Raw genomic sequence first — 15,552 nt, 5'->3', positions numbered from 1 at the left:
TCGACAACAAAAGCAACGAGTACAGCAAGCCCTACCTCAGACTCCTGCATCAGTTGCGCGACGCGGTGCAGATTGATTTGCAAAGGTTAGCGGCACAGCACAGACAGCTCGAAGAACGTGAGACGAAGATCCGGCGTCTGGTCGATGCCAACATCATCGGAATCTACATCTGGGAGCTCGATGGTCGGCTCCTTGAGGCCAATGATACGTTTCTGCGTCTGGTGGGATACGATCGCGAGGATCTTATCTCGGGTCGTGTGCGCTGGACGGACCTCACGCCGCTGGAATGGCGAGATCGCACCGCACGCGCCCAGGAAGAATTAAAGAGGACTGGCGCGGTGCAACCCTTTGAGAAGGAGTACCTTCGCAAGGACGGCAGCCGCGTGCCCGTGCTGATCGGCTCGGCGGCGTTCGATGAACAGCGAGACCAAGGCGTCGCGTTCGTGCTCGATCTGACCGAGCGCAAGCGGGCGGAAGCGGAAGCCCGCGAAAACGAGCGGCGCTACCGCGAAGCGCTGATGGAGCTCGCGCACGTCAATCGCGTCACGACAATGGGCCAACTGACGGCTTCGATTTCACACGAAATGAAGCAGCCGATCGGGGCGGTTGTCGCCAACGCAGAGGCTGGGTTGAACTGGCTTGATGCTCAACCGCCAGAACTGAATCGGATTCGCCAGACGCTTGGTTGGATAATAACTGATAGCCTGCGAGCCGGCGAGATCATCGGTCGGATCCAAGGGCTTATCAAGAAGGCACCTCCGCGGCGAGAGGAAATGGAGATCAACGCGGCAGTGCTTGAGGTCATAGCTCTGACCCATGGCGAAGTGGTGAAGAACGGCGTCTCGGTGCGGACGCACCTCGCGGAGGGCTTGCCGCTCATTCGAGTAGATCGGGTCCAACTGCAACAAGTGGTCCTCAACTTGATCATCAACGCCGTCGAAGCGATGAGCGCCGTCCGCGAGGAGCCGCGTGAGTTGCTGATCAGCACCGACAGAGATGCCCTGAATGGCGTGCTCGTCAGCTTGCGAGATTCGGGGCCGGGACTGGATCCGGCGAGCCTTGAGCACGTCTTCGATCCATTCTACACGACCAAGCCCAGTGGCATGGGCATGGGATTATCAATTTGCCGTTCAATCGTGGAAGCGCACGGGGGACGCATATGGGCGGGCGCCAATGAAACTCGGGGTGCCGTTTTTCAATTCAGCCTGCCTCTAGAGCGAGAGGAGACCAGTTCCACTGAATACGCTGGCCAATGCCGGCGGTCCGAGAAGGCGGATACGGATCGCGAAAACGAGAGCCCGTTCTACGCGACGGCGGATGTCCCTACCTAGATCCGCCGCCCCGCGCTGGCGTCAGGCTGCGCGGTAGGGGTAGACCAGCACAAGCGGAGCCTCCACAGGGGGCGGGCGACGCCCAACTAAGCCGTGCAGTCGCGGTTCTATCCGGGACATGAATATCCGGTCGGCTTACTCATTGGCAAAGCGGGGGGCAACGCGAGTCAGCAATTGGAGGCACGCCCCGGTTCGCCAGCGCAGGCCTTTGTACTTCAGATCGCAGTTCGTGCGCCTTCGGCGCGTGACATCAGGACGATCCAGCCTCTTGATGCGGCTCGCCTTCAGGACTCAGCACGGCTTGGTCGAGCCCAACGCCGCCGAGCCGCTCGCGAGCGCGCGCGGGCGAAAGCGACCTGATAGACCTACCGAGCGCTTCTCCGCCAAAGGTATCGAAGCTTCGGGAAACACCGGAAACTTTCGCCATCGCGTTGAGTTGGCAGCGACTGGGTGCGATCGCTTGGAGCGGGAGGATGGTCGACGAAGTCACGGTGAGAACGGCGGCAGAGACGGCCTGGACCGTATACCGGGCGGCGCACCCTGACGTCGACGTTCAGGACAGCCGCCGCTGCCTGCTTGAGCGCTATCTGCAAAGGAGACGGGAAGAGCGAGAGAGCGATGCCGAAGAACTCGCCAGCTTCGGGATAGCCTACCTGCACCAGCTTCCCGAGGACGAATGTTGACGGGCATGAAGATGCTCGTCGCGCGCGTGGTTCGCGAGAGCACAAGGCCCGGTTGGACGCTGCTCGCGATTTCATACCTTATTTCCGCGGTCATCGTGATTGCCCTGCGGTTCGTGATCGGGGCCTAGCCGATGCGGATCGCCCAGCTTGCTCCGTTGGCCGAGAGCGTCCCCCGAAGCTTTACGGCGGCACGGAGCGGGTGGTCGCCTGGCTGGTCGATGGACTGATCGAGCTCGAACACGACGTCACCCTGTTCGCAAGCGGGGACTCCAAAACGAAGGGAAAGCTCCACGCCACGCGCGCTACGCCTGGGGCGGAGGGATGCGGATCCGAACGCCGCCTGCGCGCTGCCGATCGAGGCCATCGCCGCGCGCGGTCGACTTCGACGTGATCCACTCCCACGTCGACTGGCTGCCGCTTCCGGTGCTGCGGCGGACGGAAGTCCCGTTCCTCACGACGATGCACGGCCGGCTTGACCTTCCAGGTCTCTCCGATGTGATGGGGGCTTTTCCGAATGCGCCATTCGTCGCTATTTCCGACAACCAGCGTCGGCAGCTTCCGGACGCCAGCTGGATCGCGACGATCCGGCACGAGCTGCCCAATGATCTGTTTAGGCCGTCCTACGAACGTGGTTCGTACGTGGCCTTTCTAGGGCGTCTGACGGCGGACAAGGGACCGGAAGCCGCCATACGCATCGCACGCGCCGCGCGGCTACCGCTGCGGATCGCCGCCAAGATACCTCGCGCGGAGACGTCCTACTTCAAGAAGAACCTCGAACCTCACATAGATGGCCAGAAGATCCAGCTCGTGGGCGAAGTCGACGACGCGAAGAAGCAGCCTTTCCTCGCGAACGCAGCGGCCCTGCTGTTTCCGATCGATTGGCCGGAGCCGTTCGGACTAGTCATGATCGAGGCAATAGCATGCGGAACGCCCGTGATCGCCTATCGCTCGGGCTCGGTCCCGGAAGTCGTAGAGGACGGCGTCACCGGCTTCATCGTCAACGGTTAGGAGCAGGCGATCAGGGCGGTGAACGAATTGGAGCGGCTGGACAGAAGAGCAGTCCGTGCCCGGGTGGAGGAGCGCTTCGCTGCGAGCCGAATGGCGAAAGAGTACGAGAATCGATATCGCAAGCTGGTCGCCCGCGGAGGGTGCCGCCCGTGCCGCCCCTGAGATCAGTTCTAGAGCCGAGAGGGGGCGCGAAGCATTCGAGAAGGGACGCGTCTCGTTTCGATTCCCGTCGGAACGGCTCTGGACTCTCGGCGTTGCCGATCAGGAGGCGCGCATGAGAACGATCCTTTCCGCAAGGGCAGGTTTTGTCCTTTCTCGCAATGACGGCTCTCGCGAACGAAGTGCCTCCTCCCTGCCGAAGGTCCAGCGGGCCAGCGACTCCGCGAAGGAAGCGGAAGATTGCTCGAAGCAGGTTTGGCCACATTTCTCGGAGGCTTGTCTCCGCTCCGAAGGCAAGGGGATTTCCGTCCGGCCTGTGACCACCGAACATCGATAGGGATGCTGATGCTGCAATGGTGGTCAAATCTTGGTGGCGCGCGCATCTCTGAACCTCGGGAACAAAGTGGCAATTCTGGGCGTTGGCGCCGGCATCTGAACGATGCGGCTCTTACGTTGGAGGAGATGATCGATGAAAAGATTTCTTGCCGTCGCTCTGGTTGGCGCTGCCGTGATGGGCGGGGCCGCGTTCGCGCAATCCACTCAGCCAGCCGATCGCGCCGCGCCGGCGGCCACGGCCCAGCCAGCCGACGCGAAGATGGCGCTCAAGGGAAATTGGCGCGCCTCGAAGCTCATAGGCCTGAACGTCTACAACGAAGCCAACGAGAAGCTCGGCGACATCAACGAGCTGCTCGTCGATAAGAGCGGCAAGATCAACGCGGTGGTGATCGGCATCGGCGGCTTCCTCGGCATGGGCGAGCACGATATCGCCGTCTCGATGGACAAGCTGAAGTTCGTCGAAGAGCCTGTCCGGACGAGCTCGACCAGCACCTCCACCACCGCGCGTGACACGACCACCGGGGCGGCCTCGACGACCACCACGAGCCGCAACGCCAACGATTGGGTGCCCGACCATGCCATGATGAGCGGCAACAAGGAGCAATTGAAGGCGCTCCCGCGATTCAAATACTCCGACTATAACTAGTGGCGACGAGCGCTCACTAAAGAATAGGGCCCCCGCCAGGGGCCCTATTCTTTGCGGTCTTCGCGGGTCCAAAAAAAGCTCGCCCGGTTGCGGACGAGCCGTTCATGCGAGTTGCTGTTCGCTCAGTGCATGTGAGCTAACCAATAGCCGACGCCGCCAACAACGAGCACGGTAGGAACGGCCCATAAAATCAGTACAGGCATCTTCTCCTCCAATTGCTGTCAGAACGTTTTCGCCGGGCCGCTTGGCCCTGCGATAAGCGTTTACTTTTCGGTGCAGACTTTGGTGGTCTTCACCGCGGACTCCGCTTCCGTCTTGGTCTTGTACACGCCATCGCCCACGACCGTCGTGGTGGTCGTCGTCGGCTTGCTGTCGACGACCGTGCACTTCTTAGTGGTTGCGTCGCGAACGATGTAGAACTCGGCGGCGCTCGCCGCCTGAGCGCCGAGGGCGAAGGCGGCGAGAGCGCCGCATACGATCAGCTTCTTCAAGATGTCCTCCTCGTTGTTTGTAAGTAGTCACCTGCCAACGAGCGCGCTCGCGCGAGGTTCCGTTTGTTCCCGATATCTGCGATCGTCGCGCCGCTGCATTGCGGGAATTCTTCTGTGAGCCGGAAGGAATTTCTGGCTGCGCCGTTCAGTCGAATTGCTGAAACTTCCCGTTCTGGAACCCGACCCTTCGTCCGGTGTTGTTCGGCGACCATTAGGAGGATTTCAGATGAACAAGCGTTTATTGTTGGCTACGACCGCTGCGGTCGCGATCGCGACTTCGGCTTTCGCACAATCTTCTCCGAGCACGTCCAGCTCCAATCCGCCGGCTGCGCAGCGTCAGCAGAATTCCACGTCGACGACGCCTTCTTCGACTTCGACACCGTCCAGCTCGTCTTCGGGATACGCGCAGACCAATACTTCGACGAATCCGGCACAGACGCAGTCTCCGTCCTCGGGCGGTCAGACCGGTGCGGGCCAGACGTCCAATTCCGGTACAGGTACCAACACCACGCAGGCGCCTGCCTCGAACAACTCGACCAACCAGGCCCAGACCAATCAGCCGCCCAACCAGACCACTACGCCTTCGAACCAGGCGCAGACCAATCCTCCTTCGAACACCAACACCCAGACGCAGAGTGCCAACCCATCCGTCTCGGGCACCAACCAGGCGCAGTCGCCGACGGGCAGCGGTTCGACCAACGCCGCTCAGCAGCCGAACAATCAGCAGAACACCGCCGATCGTTCGTCGAACGCCAACGTGAATGCTTCGGTGAATATCAACGATCAGCAGCGGACCCGGATCAGCGCGTCGATCTCGCATCTGAACGTGCAGCCGCTCACCAACGTGAATTTCTCCTTGTCGGTGGGCACCGTCGTGCCGAGCGACGTCCGCCTGCAGCCGCTGCCGGCGGAGGTCGTCGAGATCGTGCCGCAGTATCGCGGCTACAGCTTCGTGCTGGTGAAGGACGAGATCGTGATCGTGGAGCCGTCCAGCTACAAGATCGTGACCGTCCTACCTTACTCCGGCCGCTCCACCGCGTCGGCGCCGGCGCGCAGCGAGCAGCGCAGGGCGACGTTCAGCGACCGCGATCGCGAGGTGATTCGCAAGCACGCCAAGGCGCGTCCGGTCGAGCGCGAGCGTCGGACGACCGGCAGCACGGTCCGTACCGAGATCCGCACCGGTGAGCGCGTGCCGGAAGGCGTCGAGATCGAGGCGTTTCCGGAAGAGGTGTATCGGGATTCTCCGACCCTTCGCGAGTACCGGTACATCAACCGGGACAGCCGCACCTACATCGTCGAACCCCATGAGCGTCGCATCATCGAAGAGATCGACTGATCTAGCAGCGGAAGGAGAACATCCATGAAGACCATCGTGTTAGGAGCACTCACGGCGACCCTGATGGCGGCGTCTGCGAATGCCGCCCCGCTCGCGCCTGCGGCCATCGCGACGACGGAGGCTGGGGGCATCCAGCAGGTCCGTCTCGTCTGCAACGAGTTCGGCCGTTGCTACCGGACCCGCGGTCCCCGCTATGTCCAACGCTATTACGGCGGAGACGACGGCTATGTGGTCCGCCGGAGCTACGATTACTATGGTGGGCCAGGCTACTACGATCGTGGCTATGGCTACTACGGCGGCGGCCCAAGCATCGGTTTCAGCTTCGGCACCCGCAGCTGGTGAACTAGGAAAAGGGCCGCTCAGAGAGCGGCCCTTTCGACGTCGATTACGTTTCCGCGGTGAGTCTTCTGTTGCGAAGCTCCTGGAATAGAAGGAGCAATTGCTGGCGCGGCTCGAAGCCGATCCCGGCCCGAACGAGCGGGCCAAAATCCAGGCGCTCCTCGCCAAGATCGAGACCGCGCTGAAGTTGCTCGGCACCGAGGATTCCGCTGCTGTAGGCGAAGACGAATAGCCTCTGGGGGGCAAAGGATTCGGAAGGGCGGGAGCTTCGCCGAAGCCTCCGCCTCGCTTCCGATGAAGGCCCCCGCTCGGGGGCAGGGGCTATGAGCTGGGGCCAGTACGGGGTTCGCCCCTTGGGGCAGAGGCGTCGGGAAAACCTGGCGCTGGTGCTATCGTTCCTCTGCGCCGCCGAAAGATTTTCGGACGGAAAGGCGCGGAGCTCCCGTTGGTCTGCGGCGCGCTTTTTGGCGCACGCTTACAGGACGCAAGCAGGGGGAGTCTGCGAAAGCTAAAATTGGCTGCTAAGATGCAATGCCCCCTCAGCAGATCGGTGCTACGCTGCGCCCTGCTGGGACAACAATGGCCATCTACCGAATACTTCAAAACTCGCCTCTTGGGCCTGAAGAGATCACGCGGCTTTCGAAAGCCTACGAACAGGCGCTGCGCAGGATTGGCGTACAGGATCGCAACGACCCTCTCACCGAACTGATCGCCAAGAAGATCATCGAGATTGGTCAAACCGGCCTCAAGGACCCCGCTGAGATCTGCGGTCGGGCCGTGGAGGAATTGGGCCTGCCGAAAGGATGATTTCCGCGGGAAGGGGTGGTGCACCGAAGCGACGGATCCGACGGCGGTGGGCTACGGCGAGCGCGTGAAAGGCTCGGCCACGAGTAGAGCAGCTAACCCGGCGGCGCCCCCTTTTCCTCGCCGAGCTCCCTGATCGTGCGGACGATCTCCTCTGGATGGAAGGGCTTCTTCACGATGCGGCTGCGGGGGACGGGGCGTGGTGTGGCGGGCGAGAAGCCCGTCGCGTAGATGACCGGCAGGTCCGGATCCTGCTCTCGGCAGCGCTCCGCGATCTGCCACCCATCGACTTGGCCGGTCAGCTTGACGTCGGTCACCAGCACGTCCGCGACGTGGCGCTTGCACCAGGCCAGCGCCTCTTCACCGGTGCTCGCGTGGATCACGTGATAGCCCGTCTCGCGCAGCGCTTCGACGACGAATTCGCGGATCAAAGGGTCGTCCTCGACGAGAAGTACGCTCACTGGTGCTCATATCCGATAGCATTTGTTACGCATGTCGAACGGCCAAAACGCGTAGCCGTTCCTGACGGCTAGCGCGCCGACGTGGAAGCCTGTTCTGGCTGGTCTTATGACGCCTGCTGAAATCCCCAAGGGCCTGGGCTCGCGAAGGCGTCAGGGTTTCGGAGCCGGTTGCGGCTTGGCGAAGCTTGCGGCGCGGAGGGCTGCCGTGCAGGAGCGGTCGCGGGCTGCTGGAGAGATGCGGCAGCGGCTGATCGCCTCCGCCATGCGGGATCCTCGACCAGTGACCGGTTCCGGTCGAGATTGCAGGACATGCCAGCTGGTTGCCTAGAATTGCCGCTGCGGGCAAGGAACGGCTATGCCATAGGGGTGGTTTTTCAATCCATGAACAGGCTCTACCCGCTGGTTCTCGAGCACCGGCTTCCAAGCCCCGTCCGTACGGCATCTCAGCGAGCATCATGGTCGCCTGCGCCGTGCTGCAGATGGCCCTGCAGATGCAGACCGGGGCAGCGGGATATTTCCTGCTCCTCCCGGGCGTGTTTCTGTCGGGCCTGATCTTCGACCGCGGCTCCGGAATATTCGCAGCGATCATTGCCATCGGCGTCGGCGCTTACCTCAGTTACGCCGGCAGTAGCGGCATCGATTATATTTCGACCAACGCCCTGTTCGCGACCACCGCAGCCGGAACGGCCACCGTCGCGGAATTTCAGCGCGCGGAATTGCGGCGGGTCATGCTGGCGGACAAGACAAAGGCCGTGCTGCTGCAGGAGATGGCGCATCGGACCAAGAACAACCTCGCAATCCTCGGCGGGATGATCCGGCTGGAGGCAAGGCACGGCGGGCCGGAAGTCGCGGCCGCGCTGGAAGCCACGGCGCGCCGGCTGCAGGTGATGGCGGAGGTCTACGATCACCTCTCGCTCAAGCAGGATTCGCGCTAGGTGAACATGCGCTACTTCCTGAACGACGTCGTCGAGAAGGTCTTCCAGTCCTTGGCTCCGTCTGGACCCATCGCTTTCCAGGTGGTCTGCGAGGACGTCTACCTGGCAAACAACCACGCGCTCGCGATCGGCATGATCACGAACGAGTTGGTCACGAACTCGTTGAAGTACGGCTTTCCGTGCGACAGGCCGGGCCATATCGTGGTCGCGTTCTCGAGCGAAAGCGGCATCGATCTGTCGGTTTCCGACAACGGCGTCGGCCTCCGCGAGGGAGCAGATCCGGGCGGACTGGGCTCCCGCATCGTGCTCCTGCTCATGCAGCAGCTGGAGGGCGAAATCGCCTACCAGCGGCTGGATCCGGGTCTGCGCGTCCACGTGCGGGCGCATCCGCGTTAGCGTTTCTTATCGTCAAAGACTGGCCCGAACCCGAGTTGGCCACTGGCGGCGGAGTCGGCACGCCATGTCCTTCTTGAACTTGCCGGCCGAGCAACGGAGGAAGTCCTGATGTCCACAGTCGCAAAGCTTGCGCGGAAGCAGGCGCTCCTGGGCGGCTAGAGAGCGATCCCGGGCCGAACGAGCGCGAGGAAATCGCGCCGCTCCTCGCCAAGATCGAGACTGCGCTGACGCTTCTCGATTCCGGCGAGGTCGAGGAGGGCGAGTAGCTCTGGCCGCGCTTATTGATGGCCTCTTGGAACGTAATCGGCCTTGCGGCTTTTCCTGGTGTGCAGGGCGTGCAGCCGTCTCATTGCCTATCTCTCGGCGGGGTCTGCGAAGGAGGAGCTTCGATGAAAGCGACAGTTCTGGCGATCGTCATTTCAGTCGCTGTCTCGGCCGCTTCGGTTTCGGCGCAGCCCATTACGTGGACGACCTACCGCATCCCGCAGACGGGCACGTCGGTCGCCTTTCCTTCTTCGATCTTCACCGAAGAAGCGGGCCGACCGGACGGTTATGGGCAACGCTTCCGGACCGCCGACGGCCGCGCCGACCTTACGATACAGGCTGCTCCCAACGTCGGGAACGATTCGCCCGCTGCTTTCCTCGCGAAAAAAGGTCCGCCTCCGCGCATTCAGTACAGGAGGGTGACGCCGCGGTTTTTTGCGGTTTCCAGCTACAAGGGCGACAAGGTCTGGTATGACCGCTGCAACTTCTCCGGCGGGCTGGTCCATTGCGTGCTGATCAATTATCCGGCCAGCGAAGAGCGCGCCTGGGACGGGATCGTTACGCGCATCAGCCTGTCGCTGCATGGCGAGTGATCCATCCCGCGGTCGCTACGACCGCCATCCAGTCCCGCAGCAGGATTCTGTTCTCCTTCGAAAAGGAGGCGCGCACTTGAGATCCTCGAGCGTCTCGCCAGGATGGCGTCGCTCGAAATCCTTTCACTAATTAGCCGGGGACGCATTCTCCTGTGGTTTCAAGGCCTGGCCGCCCCGCGCTAGAGGCCATCGGCCCTATAGCTTCGGATGCGGTGGAGCAGCAGTTCGGTACTCGGCGACATTCGTGACATTCTCAACCGCAGCTAAGTCTCCGCATCCCTCGCCGACTTGTGCAGACGGCGATGCTGAGGGAAATACCATCGATATCCAATTCGGCATGGCCCTCATCGTCGCACTCTGCACGGCCATGGCCACCGCGTCATCTCGGCGGCGGTCGGTTGGCTGGCTCTGGGACTGGTCGGCGCCCTCCTGGCGGCCTTCGCCGTGCAGCCTGCGTGGGCGGCGTTACTCTGCCGCCCCTCTTTTAAAGCGATTGCAGATGGCGATCATAAAATTGATTATATATTTTTTATTTAATGTGATTTAATATTGGGGCCTTAATTGTAACAGTGCCCGTGCCTGAGCTTGGCCTAGAACGCTGGGCATCTCCTCAGCCACGCAGCTTGGGGTAATCTGCAGGGACCCGGGTGGCATGGATCGAGATCACCTTGACGCGATGTCCATTGATGAGTTGTGGGCGCTGCACACCGACGTGGGGCGCGTCCTAGCTGTCAGGCTGATCGCAGCAAAGCGCGAGCTTGAAGAGCGGCTTGGTCAGCTCGGCAGGAGCGCAGACTGGAAGGAGCCGGGGAAAAAGCACTACGGCGCACGACCGAGCCTCCGGCGCGAGTGTTATAATTCGTGATTAATTTGAATTAACTTTATTTATTTTTTTGGCTTTTGTGTGATTTAATTGTTGCCTCACTATGCAAAAAGCGCGGCGCGGCCTTCCTACTCCATTTCCCATGCGCCCGCTCGGAAGGTCCGGCCATGACTGGTCTCCATCATTTCCAGAATTCCCCAGCGTCAATGCGATCGGCAGCTCCGTTCGAATGGGCCAACTTGCCCGAGGCGGGCAATCGCGGCGGTCGAGCGGATGCCGCTGTCGCTGTTCTTCGGCACCGCTTCGAAGCGCTCGCTGCTCAGATTGCCGAATTGGAAGCACTGCGCGAACGCGTCCTTGAGGCTGAGCAGAAGATCGCCTTTTGAGTTGAACAACGCAGCTACCTCCGCTCACGTCGGCCGTCCGCGCCAGATGAAGCGCCTGCCACAGCGCAGCAGCACCAATTGCTCGTGCCATGAACGACGATCAGCGCACATAAGCCGGTGGGCACCGTCACTTCTGCGCCAGCTTAATCGTTGCCACCGGCCACTTTCCGGGATGGCCAGCAATGGAAAGACGCAAGCCCTGCGCTTCCGTCCAGGTATAGTTCCTCGACAATCTCTGCTGTACCGTGAGCAGCACCGCTTGCTGGAGCAGGTAGGCATGCTGGACTGGACCGACACCGTGATGGCCGGCAGCGTTTCGTTCTCAAACCGAGCACTGAAATCCCAGTTGGTTTTCACTGTGCAGAGTTCATGCCACAGGTTTGTGACAGGCCCGCCGGTTCACGCTGGCCGGCCCACCCGGCCTACTGGCCCAGAAGGCGCATCCACGTCGGCGAATGCGCGTTTATTCGAGAACCTCATATTCGAACGCTACGCCCTCAGGGTCGTTTTCCTCGAACCATTTCTCTGCGGCATCCTGGTTAGCGAACACCTTAATGTGGTCCTTATCGCCAGCCTGCTTGCCGGTGTTGACGTATACGAAGACTGTCATAGCTCGCGCTCCATCGCGGGATGGCTCCGGTTCTTCACCTTGATCCATGCTTCTGCCGACCGCCTCGGTATGGCCGGTCGCGATGTCACTTCGCCGCAGTCAAAGGCTCGGCCATGCCAGCTTTCTAAGCCGACCAACGATCTTGCTCCTCCTGATAGGCCTGCTCCTTAAGCCGCTCAGCGATCTCCCCCGCAAGCTCTTCCGTCTCGGCAGGGGCGACCGGCTCGTCCCTCTGGTTCTTGAGCTTTTCCCTGTGCACTTCGATTGGAAAATCGTCGGGTGTCAGTAGGGGATCTTTGTTCATGACGACCTCAGGGTCTGTTTGGTGCTGCAACCCAGTCGATCGTTGATGGTTGCTCGCGAGCGGCGCTCGAGCTCTGGAAGATCAGGCGCTTAGACCCTTGCGGCAGTACCTCTGGATTGGCGCTGCCTTAGGAACGATCGTTGCGACGTTCGGTTTGCATGCAAACTTCAGCAAGGAGATACCAACATGAAAATCGCAAAGATTGCCTTAGCAGCCGCATTGGTGTTCGGATCGATTGCCGCAGCCTCGGCGCAAGGCGGAGGAGCCGGGGGCGGGGCAGGTGGTGCGGGCGGGCGGGTGCCGGAGCGGGTGCGGGCGCGGGCGCCGGCGCGGGCGCAGGTGGAAGCGGAGATGGCGGAGCAAGCGGAGCCAGTGCCGGAGGCAGCGGCGGAGGAGATTCCCCGGCTGCTACGACGGGACAGGGTGCGTCAAGCAGTCCCAGGTCGGCTAACCCCGGCGCCACGATGAACGACCCAAAAGCAAAAGGGCGGCAATAGTAAAGATGTGCTGACCCGCCGCGAGGGCGCTTGCACGACAGGTTTGACACTCCGTCCGCGAGCCGTCACGTCAATAGCTTCACGTACGACCCGCTCTCGTGGATCATCAGCCAGCCGTGCTCAACCGCGCGACGAATGCCGGCGCAAGCCGGCTGCAAAATGCGGCAAAGGCCCCAGCTCGGGACTGGCCGGCTGAGGCCTTTGTACCCACAATCTTCATCCTTCGGACTCGCCCACGCAAATGCGCATCCCGGCGGTTCGTTTCCTGGAATTTCCGAATTAGGAACGTTCCTCATTCCTCCCGATTAGACGTGTTTGAGGAGGAAGGGACCATGGACGGACTGATTTATCTCATCGGCTTGATCGTCGTGATCATGGCGATCCTGTCGTTCTTCGGCCTGCGCTGAGAGAACGATAATGGCTATTGAAACACTCATGCGGGAAGAAGTCATGGAGGGCGGGGTGGCCGCCGAGGACCGCCGGACCATCCAATGGAGCTCGGTGCTCGCAGGCGCTTTCGCCGCCGGCGCGATGTCGTTCATCCTGGTCAGCTTTGGCGTTGCCATCGGCCTCGGCGTCAGCTCGGCCTCGCCGACGTGGCGTGATGCCTCAGCCGCGCTGGCGCTGCTCTCCGGGCTGTATCTGATCATCCAGGCGATCTTCAGCTTCGGTTTCGGTGGTTACATCGCCGGCCGGGCCGCACGCCCGGCGCCCGCCCTTGCAACGATCGAGGATGAGGGCGAGCGGCGGGACGGGCTGCACGGCCTGACGGCGTGGGCTCTCGCGGTGCTCCTGGGCGCCGTGCTGCTCGCGCTCCTCGGCGCGGCCGCGATCGACCGCTCGCCGATGCGCAGCTCGGCCAGCAACATGTCCGCCGCCGAACCGCTGTTGAGCTATGAGCTCGACAAGCTGCTCCGCGCGCCGCGGCGACCCCCCAACACCGATCTGCGGGAAGCCCGCGCCGAAGCGGGACGCATCCTGATGACGTCATCGAGCCACAGCGGTGTCAGCACCGATGACCGGACCTATCTCGTGCAGCAGGTGGCCGCGCTCACGGGACTTGCGGCGCCCGACGCGGAACGACGGGTCGACGCGCTCATCGCAGTCTCGAAGACGGCCATCAACCGCGCGCGGCGCAACGCGATCATCGTGGCCTTCTCGGTTGCGGCCGCGACCTTGATCGGGGCCGCGGTAGCCTGGGCCGCAGCCGTCGCCGGCGGGCGGCATCGTGACGGAGAACCGCTGCCGAATTGGATGGCGAGCTCCAATCGCTTCCATCGCAACCCCCGCGCAATGCCGGTGCCGTAGGCCCAAAGCAAATGGCCGGGCGCAAGCCCGGCCATTTCGGCATGCATAACTATAAGAGGCGCTAGGTCCGCTCTTCCCAGATCATCGCGAGGTGGACGATGGTCTGCACCGCCTTCTCCATGTCCTACCGGCTGACCCATTCCAGCCGCAAATGAAACGCGTGCTCGCCGGCGAAGATGTTGGGGCAGGGCAGGCCCATGAAGGACAGGCGCGAGCCGTCTGTGCCGCCGCGGATCGCGGTGCGCATCGGGCGCAGGCCGGCGCGGCGGATTGCCTCGATGGCGTATTCGAGCACGTGCGGGTGACGGTCGATCACCTGCTTCATGTTGCGGTACTGCTCGCGCACCTCGAACGTGTAGGTCGAGCGCGGATAGTCCTTCGGACGATGAAGGAGAGCGTCGCCTGTTCCAGCGCGCCCTCGATGCCGACCGGGTGCAGAAAGCCCTGCTTGCCCGAGGTCGTCTCCGGCGAGCAGCCTTCCTTGGGCAGGCGCTCGACGATGGCGGCCGCGATCTTGATCGCGTGCTCGATCTTGCCCTTGGCATAGCCGGGATGGCCGCGCAAACCGGCGACCGCGCGGCGCGACTGATCGCGCACCGCGCCATGGGCGCCTCGCTGCTTGAAATGGGCGAGTTCGAGGCCGCGAAAGCACAGCTGGAACAGATCCTTGCAATCGACAGGGTCGAAATGGACCAAGCTCTTTCGGTGCTTTACCTCGCGGATCCGCACTCGTCAGGTCTTGCCTATCTGGCACTGAGCCTATGGGCCTTGGGATACCCCGACCAGGCAGTCGCAGCACGCCAGAAGGCAATTTAAACATGCCCTCGACGCAAACCACGCGAATACGAGCGGCATCGTTGGCATCTATCTCTGGCAGGCCGACGTGCTCAGAATTGAAGGCGAACTCCGATTGCTTTTCGGAGCATCCATGGAAGCGGAAGCAAGCCTTGTTCAAGCTCTCGAACTCGCCCGCAAGCAGCGGGCAAGATCGTTCGAGCTGCGCGTCGCTATGAGCATGGTGCGGCTCTGGCGCGATCGAGGCAAGCGAAACGAGGCCCGCGAGCTGCTCGCGCCGATCTACAACCGGTTCACCGAAGGCTTCGATACCCGCGATTTGAAGGAAGCCAAGGCTCTGCTCGAGGAACTCACGTGAAAGGCGAAGACCTGCGGCTTCCGGTGATGGCCCTGAGCCGCCGACCAACTATGCGATGGGTATGTCAGTTGCTGAATAAGCAGCGGACTAAGCCGCCGCGATAACGCCCAAGCCGATTTGATTTCATCTCAAGATATGATGATCGATAATCGCACGTGCTTTGGCCAGTGCCTCTTCTTTTGTGGTTGCCGAGGCGCTATCTGGTTGGGTGTGCAAGACTTGAGGCCCCACATATATTTTGACGCGCCAGTCAAGCACGCGCTGGACTAAGCCCAATCTATAGCCTCGATATTCGCTGAATTGCGACATGACTTCTGGCTTTTATGAAGGAGCGTAATATTAGGCTTTTCGAAGTCGACAGCGCGTTGATGTAGGCCAAACGCCCCAACAATCGTCGCCTTACCCGAGCCCTGCCCAAGTTTAAGAGCATCGTAATCGCAAAGATTCATCAAGTCGCCTTTTGACCCAAATCGGTCGGGAAGCGGTCGTCAACCGCATCTGATTAAGCTCAACGATCCTCGCGTCTCTCAAACGAGCTGTGACATCGGCATCATGGAACCACGCCTTTCGGCGAGGCGGCGCACGCACGATATCCGCGCCGAGCGGATCTGATATGGGTTGAGGGGCCATAACGGCTCTCATCGATCGTGGCGCCCATGCACCAAGACTATAGATTGTGGGAGAGCTTC

General features: G+C 61.8%; 17 protein-coding genes and 3 pseudogenes. 15 read left to right on the top strand and 5 right to left on the bottom strand.

The annotated features are described in order from the left end of the window. Nucleotides 1-35 precede the first annotated feature (35 nt). From LRP30_RS24690 to LRP30_RS24675, 5 genes and pseudogenes are all read left to right on the top strand, one after another. Nucleotides 36-1,331, top strand: a pseudogene (locus LRP30_RS24690) (ATP-binding protein); the annotation flags it as partial. A gap of 473 nt (nt 1,332-1,804) precedes the next feature. Next, nucleotides 1,805-2,014 (top strand): hypothetical protein, encoded by a 210-nt coding sequence (locus LRP30_RS24685; protein WP_128933098.1) that lies wholly within the window; start codon nt 1,805-1,807, stop codon nt 2,012-2,014. A 5-nt stretch (nt 2,015-2,019) separates the two neighbouring features. After that, a complete protein-coding gene (locus LRP30_RS45010) occupies nt 2,020-2,142 on the top strand; it encodes a hypothetical protein (RefSeq protein WP_256477621.1) in 123 nt (40 codons plus the stop codon). Between the two features lie 3 nt (nt 2,143-2,145). Continuing rightward, nucleotides 2,146-3,184, top strand: a pseudogene (locus LRP30_RS24680) (glycosyltransferase family 4 protein). Nucleotides 3,185-3,650: 466 nt separating this feature from the next. Further along, nucleotides 3,651-4,163: a PRC-barrel domain-containing protein gene (locus LRP30_RS24675; protein ID WP_249756553.1), complete on the top strand. Its 513-nt coding sequence runs from the start codon at nt 3,651-3,653 to the stop codon at nt 4,161-4,163. Nucleotides 4,164-4,426: 263 nt separating this feature from the next. On the opposite strand, the gene LRP30_RS24670 is transcribed toward LRP30_RS24675, so the two are convergent. Further along, nucleotides 4,427-4,654, bottom strand: a complete 228-nt coding sequence (locus LRP30_RS24670) for a hypothetical protein (RefSeq protein ID WP_128943891.1) — start codon at nt 4,652-4,654, stop codon at nt 4,427-4,429. A gap of 226 nt (nt 4,655-4,880) precedes the next feature. Between LRP30_RS24670 and LRP30_RS24665 the strand changes: the two genes are divergently transcribed. From LRP30_RS24665 to LRP30_RS24655, 4 genes are all read left to right on the top strand, one after another. Continuing rightward, a complete protein-coding gene (locus tag LRP30_RS24665; protein ID WP_249761821.1) occupies nt 4,881-5,990 on the top strand; it encodes a DUF1236 domain-containing protein in 1,110 nt (369 codons plus the stop codon). Nucleotides 5,991-6,014: 24 nt separating this feature from the next. Continuing rightward, the gene (locus LRP30_RS24660; RefSeq protein WP_249756552.1) at nt 6,015-6,332 is read left to right on the top strand and encodes a hypothetical protein; all 318 of its coding nucleotides are present in this window, start codon (nt 6,015-6,017) and stop codon (nt 6,330-6,332) included. 97 nt (nt 6,333-6,429) lie between these two features. Beyond that, on the top strand, nt 6,430-6,561 hold the full coding sequence (locus tag LRP30_RS45005; RefSeq protein WP_256477620.1) for a hypothetical protein: 132 nt from the start codon (nt 6,430-6,432) through the stop codon (nt 6,559-6,561). Nucleotides 6,562-6,908: 347 nt separating this feature from the next. Continuing rightward, a complete protein-coding gene (locus LRP30_RS24655) occupies nt 6,909-7,136 on the top strand; it encodes a hypothetical protein (RefSeq protein ID WP_249756551.1) in 228 nt (75 codons plus the stop codon). 92 nt (nt 7,137-7,228) lie between these two features. On the opposite strand, the gene LRP30_RS24650 is transcribed toward LRP30_RS24655, so the two are convergent. Then, on the bottom strand, nt 7,229-7,594 hold the full coding sequence (locus LRP30_RS24650; RefSeq protein ID WP_249756550.1) for a response regulator: 366 nt from the start codon (nt 7,592-7,594) through the stop codon (nt 7,229-7,231). A gap of 455 nt (nt 7,595-8,049) precedes the next feature. On the opposite strand from LRP30_RS24650, the gene LRP30_RS24645 reads away from it, so the two are divergent. From LRP30_RS24645 to LRP30_RS24630, 4 genes are all read left to right on the top strand, one after another. Then, on the top strand, nt 8,050-8,529 hold the full coding sequence (locus LRP30_RS24645) for a histidine kinase dimerization/phosphoacceptor domain -containing protein (RefSeq protein ID WP_128933099.1): 480 nt from the start codon (nt 8,050-8,052) through the stop codon (nt 8,527-8,529). Beyond that, nucleotides 8,530-8,925: a sensor histidine kinase gene (locus tag LRP30_RS24640; RefSeq protein WP_249756549.1), complete on the top strand. Its 396-nt coding sequence runs from the start codon at nt 8,530-8,532 to the stop codon at nt 8,923-8,925. Nucleotides 8,926-9,314: 389 nt separating this feature from the next. Continuing rightward, complete coding sequence (locus LRP30_RS24635) at nt 9,315-9,782, top strand: hypothetical protein (RefSeq protein WP_249756548.1); 468 nt, start codon at nt 9,315-9,317, stop codon at nt 9,780-9,782. Between the two features lie 990 nt (nt 9,783-10,772). Next, nucleotides 10,773-10,991 carry a hypothetical protein gene (locus LRP30_RS24630; RefSeq protein ID WP_128946715.1) on the top strand — a complete coding sequence of 73 codons (219 nt, stop codon included), beginning with the start codon at nt 10,773-10,775 and terminating at the stop codon, nt 10,989-10,991. A gap of 463 nt (nt 10,992-11,454) precedes the next feature. Here LRP30_RS24630 and LRP30_RS24625 read toward each other — a convergent pair whose 3' ends face one another. Next, nucleotides 11,455-11,601 (bottom strand): hypothetical protein, encoded by a 147-nt coding sequence (locus LRP30_RS24625; protein ID WP_164940329.1) that lies wholly within the window; start codon nt 11,599-11,601, stop codon nt 11,455-11,457. A 124-nt stretch (nt 11,602-11,725) separates the two neighbouring features. Beyond that, nucleotides 11,726-11,905, bottom strand: a complete 180-nt coding sequence (locus LRP30_RS24620; RefSeq protein ID WP_249756547.1) for a hypothetical protein — start codon at nt 11,903-11,905, stop codon at nt 11,726-11,728. A gap of 914 nt (nt 11,906-12,819) precedes the next feature. Between LRP30_RS24620 and LRP30_RS24615 the strand changes: the two genes are divergently transcribed. Then, complete coding sequence (locus LRP30_RS24615; RefSeq protein WP_249756546.1) at nt 12,820-13,710, top strand: hypothetical protein; 891 nt, start codon at nt 12,820-12,822, stop codon at nt 13,708-13,710. 61 nt (nt 13,711-13,771) lie between these two features. Here the strand turns inward: LRP30_RS24615 and LRP30_RS24610 are convergent. Then, a pseudogene (locus LRP30_RS24610) lies at nt 13,772-14,265 on the bottom strand (peptidase dimerization domain-containing protein); the annotation flags it as partial. A gap of 373 nt (nt 14,266-14,638) precedes the next feature. Between LRP30_RS24610 and LRP30_RS24605 the strand changes: the two are divergent. Next, entirely contained in the window at nt 14,639-14,863 is a 225-nt protein-coding gene (locus LRP30_RS24605; RefSeq protein WP_249756545.1) for a hypothetical protein, read from the top strand. Nucleotides 14,864-15,552: the final 689 nt, after the last annotated feature.

Origin of the sequence: Bradyrhizobium sp. C-145 (assembly GCF_023375135.1) — a bacterium.
Taxonomy (GTDB): Bacteria; Pseudomonadota; Alphaproteobacteria; order Rhizobiales; family Xanthobacteraceae; genus Bradyrhizobium; species Bradyrhizobium zhanjiangense.
The sequence above is the reverse complement of the archived record's forward strand: the minus strand, read 5'-3'. Positions and strand labels throughout refer to the sequence as shown.

What these genes read in the sequence shown, in the direction of transcription:
- LRP30_RS24620 (WP_249756547.1), bottom strand. Translation starts at nt 11,905, where the DNA reads ATGAACAAAGATCCCCTACTGACACCCGACGATTTTCCAATCGAAGTG.
- LRP30_RS24660 (WP_249756552.1), top strand. Translation starts at nt 6,015, where the DNA reads ATGAAGACCATCGTGTTAGGAGCACTCACGGCGACCCTGATGGCGGCG.
- LRP30_RS24645 (WP_128933099.1), top strand. Translation starts at nt 8,050, where the DNA reads ATGGTCGCCTGCGCCGTGCTGCAGATGGCCCTGCAGATGCAGACCGGG.
- LRP30_RS24675 (WP_249756553.1), top strand. Translation starts at nt 3,651, where the DNA reads ATGAAAAGATTTCTTGCCGTCGCTCTGGTTGGCGCTGCCGTGATGGGC.
- LRP30_RS45010 (WP_256477621.1), top strand. Translation starts at nt 2,020, where the DNA reads ATGAAGATGCTCGTCGCGCGCGTGGTTCGCGAGAGCACAAGGCCCGGT.
- LRP30_RS24635 (WP_249756548.1), top strand. Translation starts at nt 9,315, where the DNA reads ATGAAAGCGACAGTTCTGGCGATCGTCATTTCAGTCGCTGTCTCGGCC.
- LRP30_RS24625 (WP_164940329.1), bottom strand. Translation starts at nt 11,601, where the DNA reads ATGACAGTCTTCGTATACGTCAACACCGGCAAGCAGGCTGGCGATAAG.
- LRP30_RS24655 (WP_249756551.1), top strand. Translation starts at nt 6,909, where the DNA reads ATGGCCATCTACCGAATACTTCAAAACTCGCCTCTTGGGCCTGAAGAG.
- LRP30_RS24605 (WP_249756545.1), top strand. Translation starts at nt 14,639, where the DNA reads ATGGAAGCGGAAGCAAGCCTTGTTCAAGCTCTCGAACTCGCCCGCAAG.
- LRP30_RS24665 (WP_249761821.1), top strand. Translation starts at nt 4,881, where the DNA reads ATGAACAAGCGTTTATTGTTGGCTACGACCGCTGCGGTCGCGATCGCG.
- LRP30_RS24615 (WP_249756546.1), top strand. Translation starts at nt 12,820, where the DNA reads ATGGCTATTGAAACACTCATGCGGGAAGAAGTCATGGAGGGCGGGGTG.
- LRP30_RS24685 (WP_128933098.1), top strand. Translation starts at nt 1,805, where the DNA reads ATGGTCGACGAAGTCACGGTGAGAACGGCGGCAGAGACGGCCTGGACC.
- LRP30_RS24630 (WP_128946715.1), top strand. Translation starts at nt 10,773, where the DNA reads ATGACTGGTCTCCATCATTTCCAGAATTCCCCAGCGTCAATGCGATCG.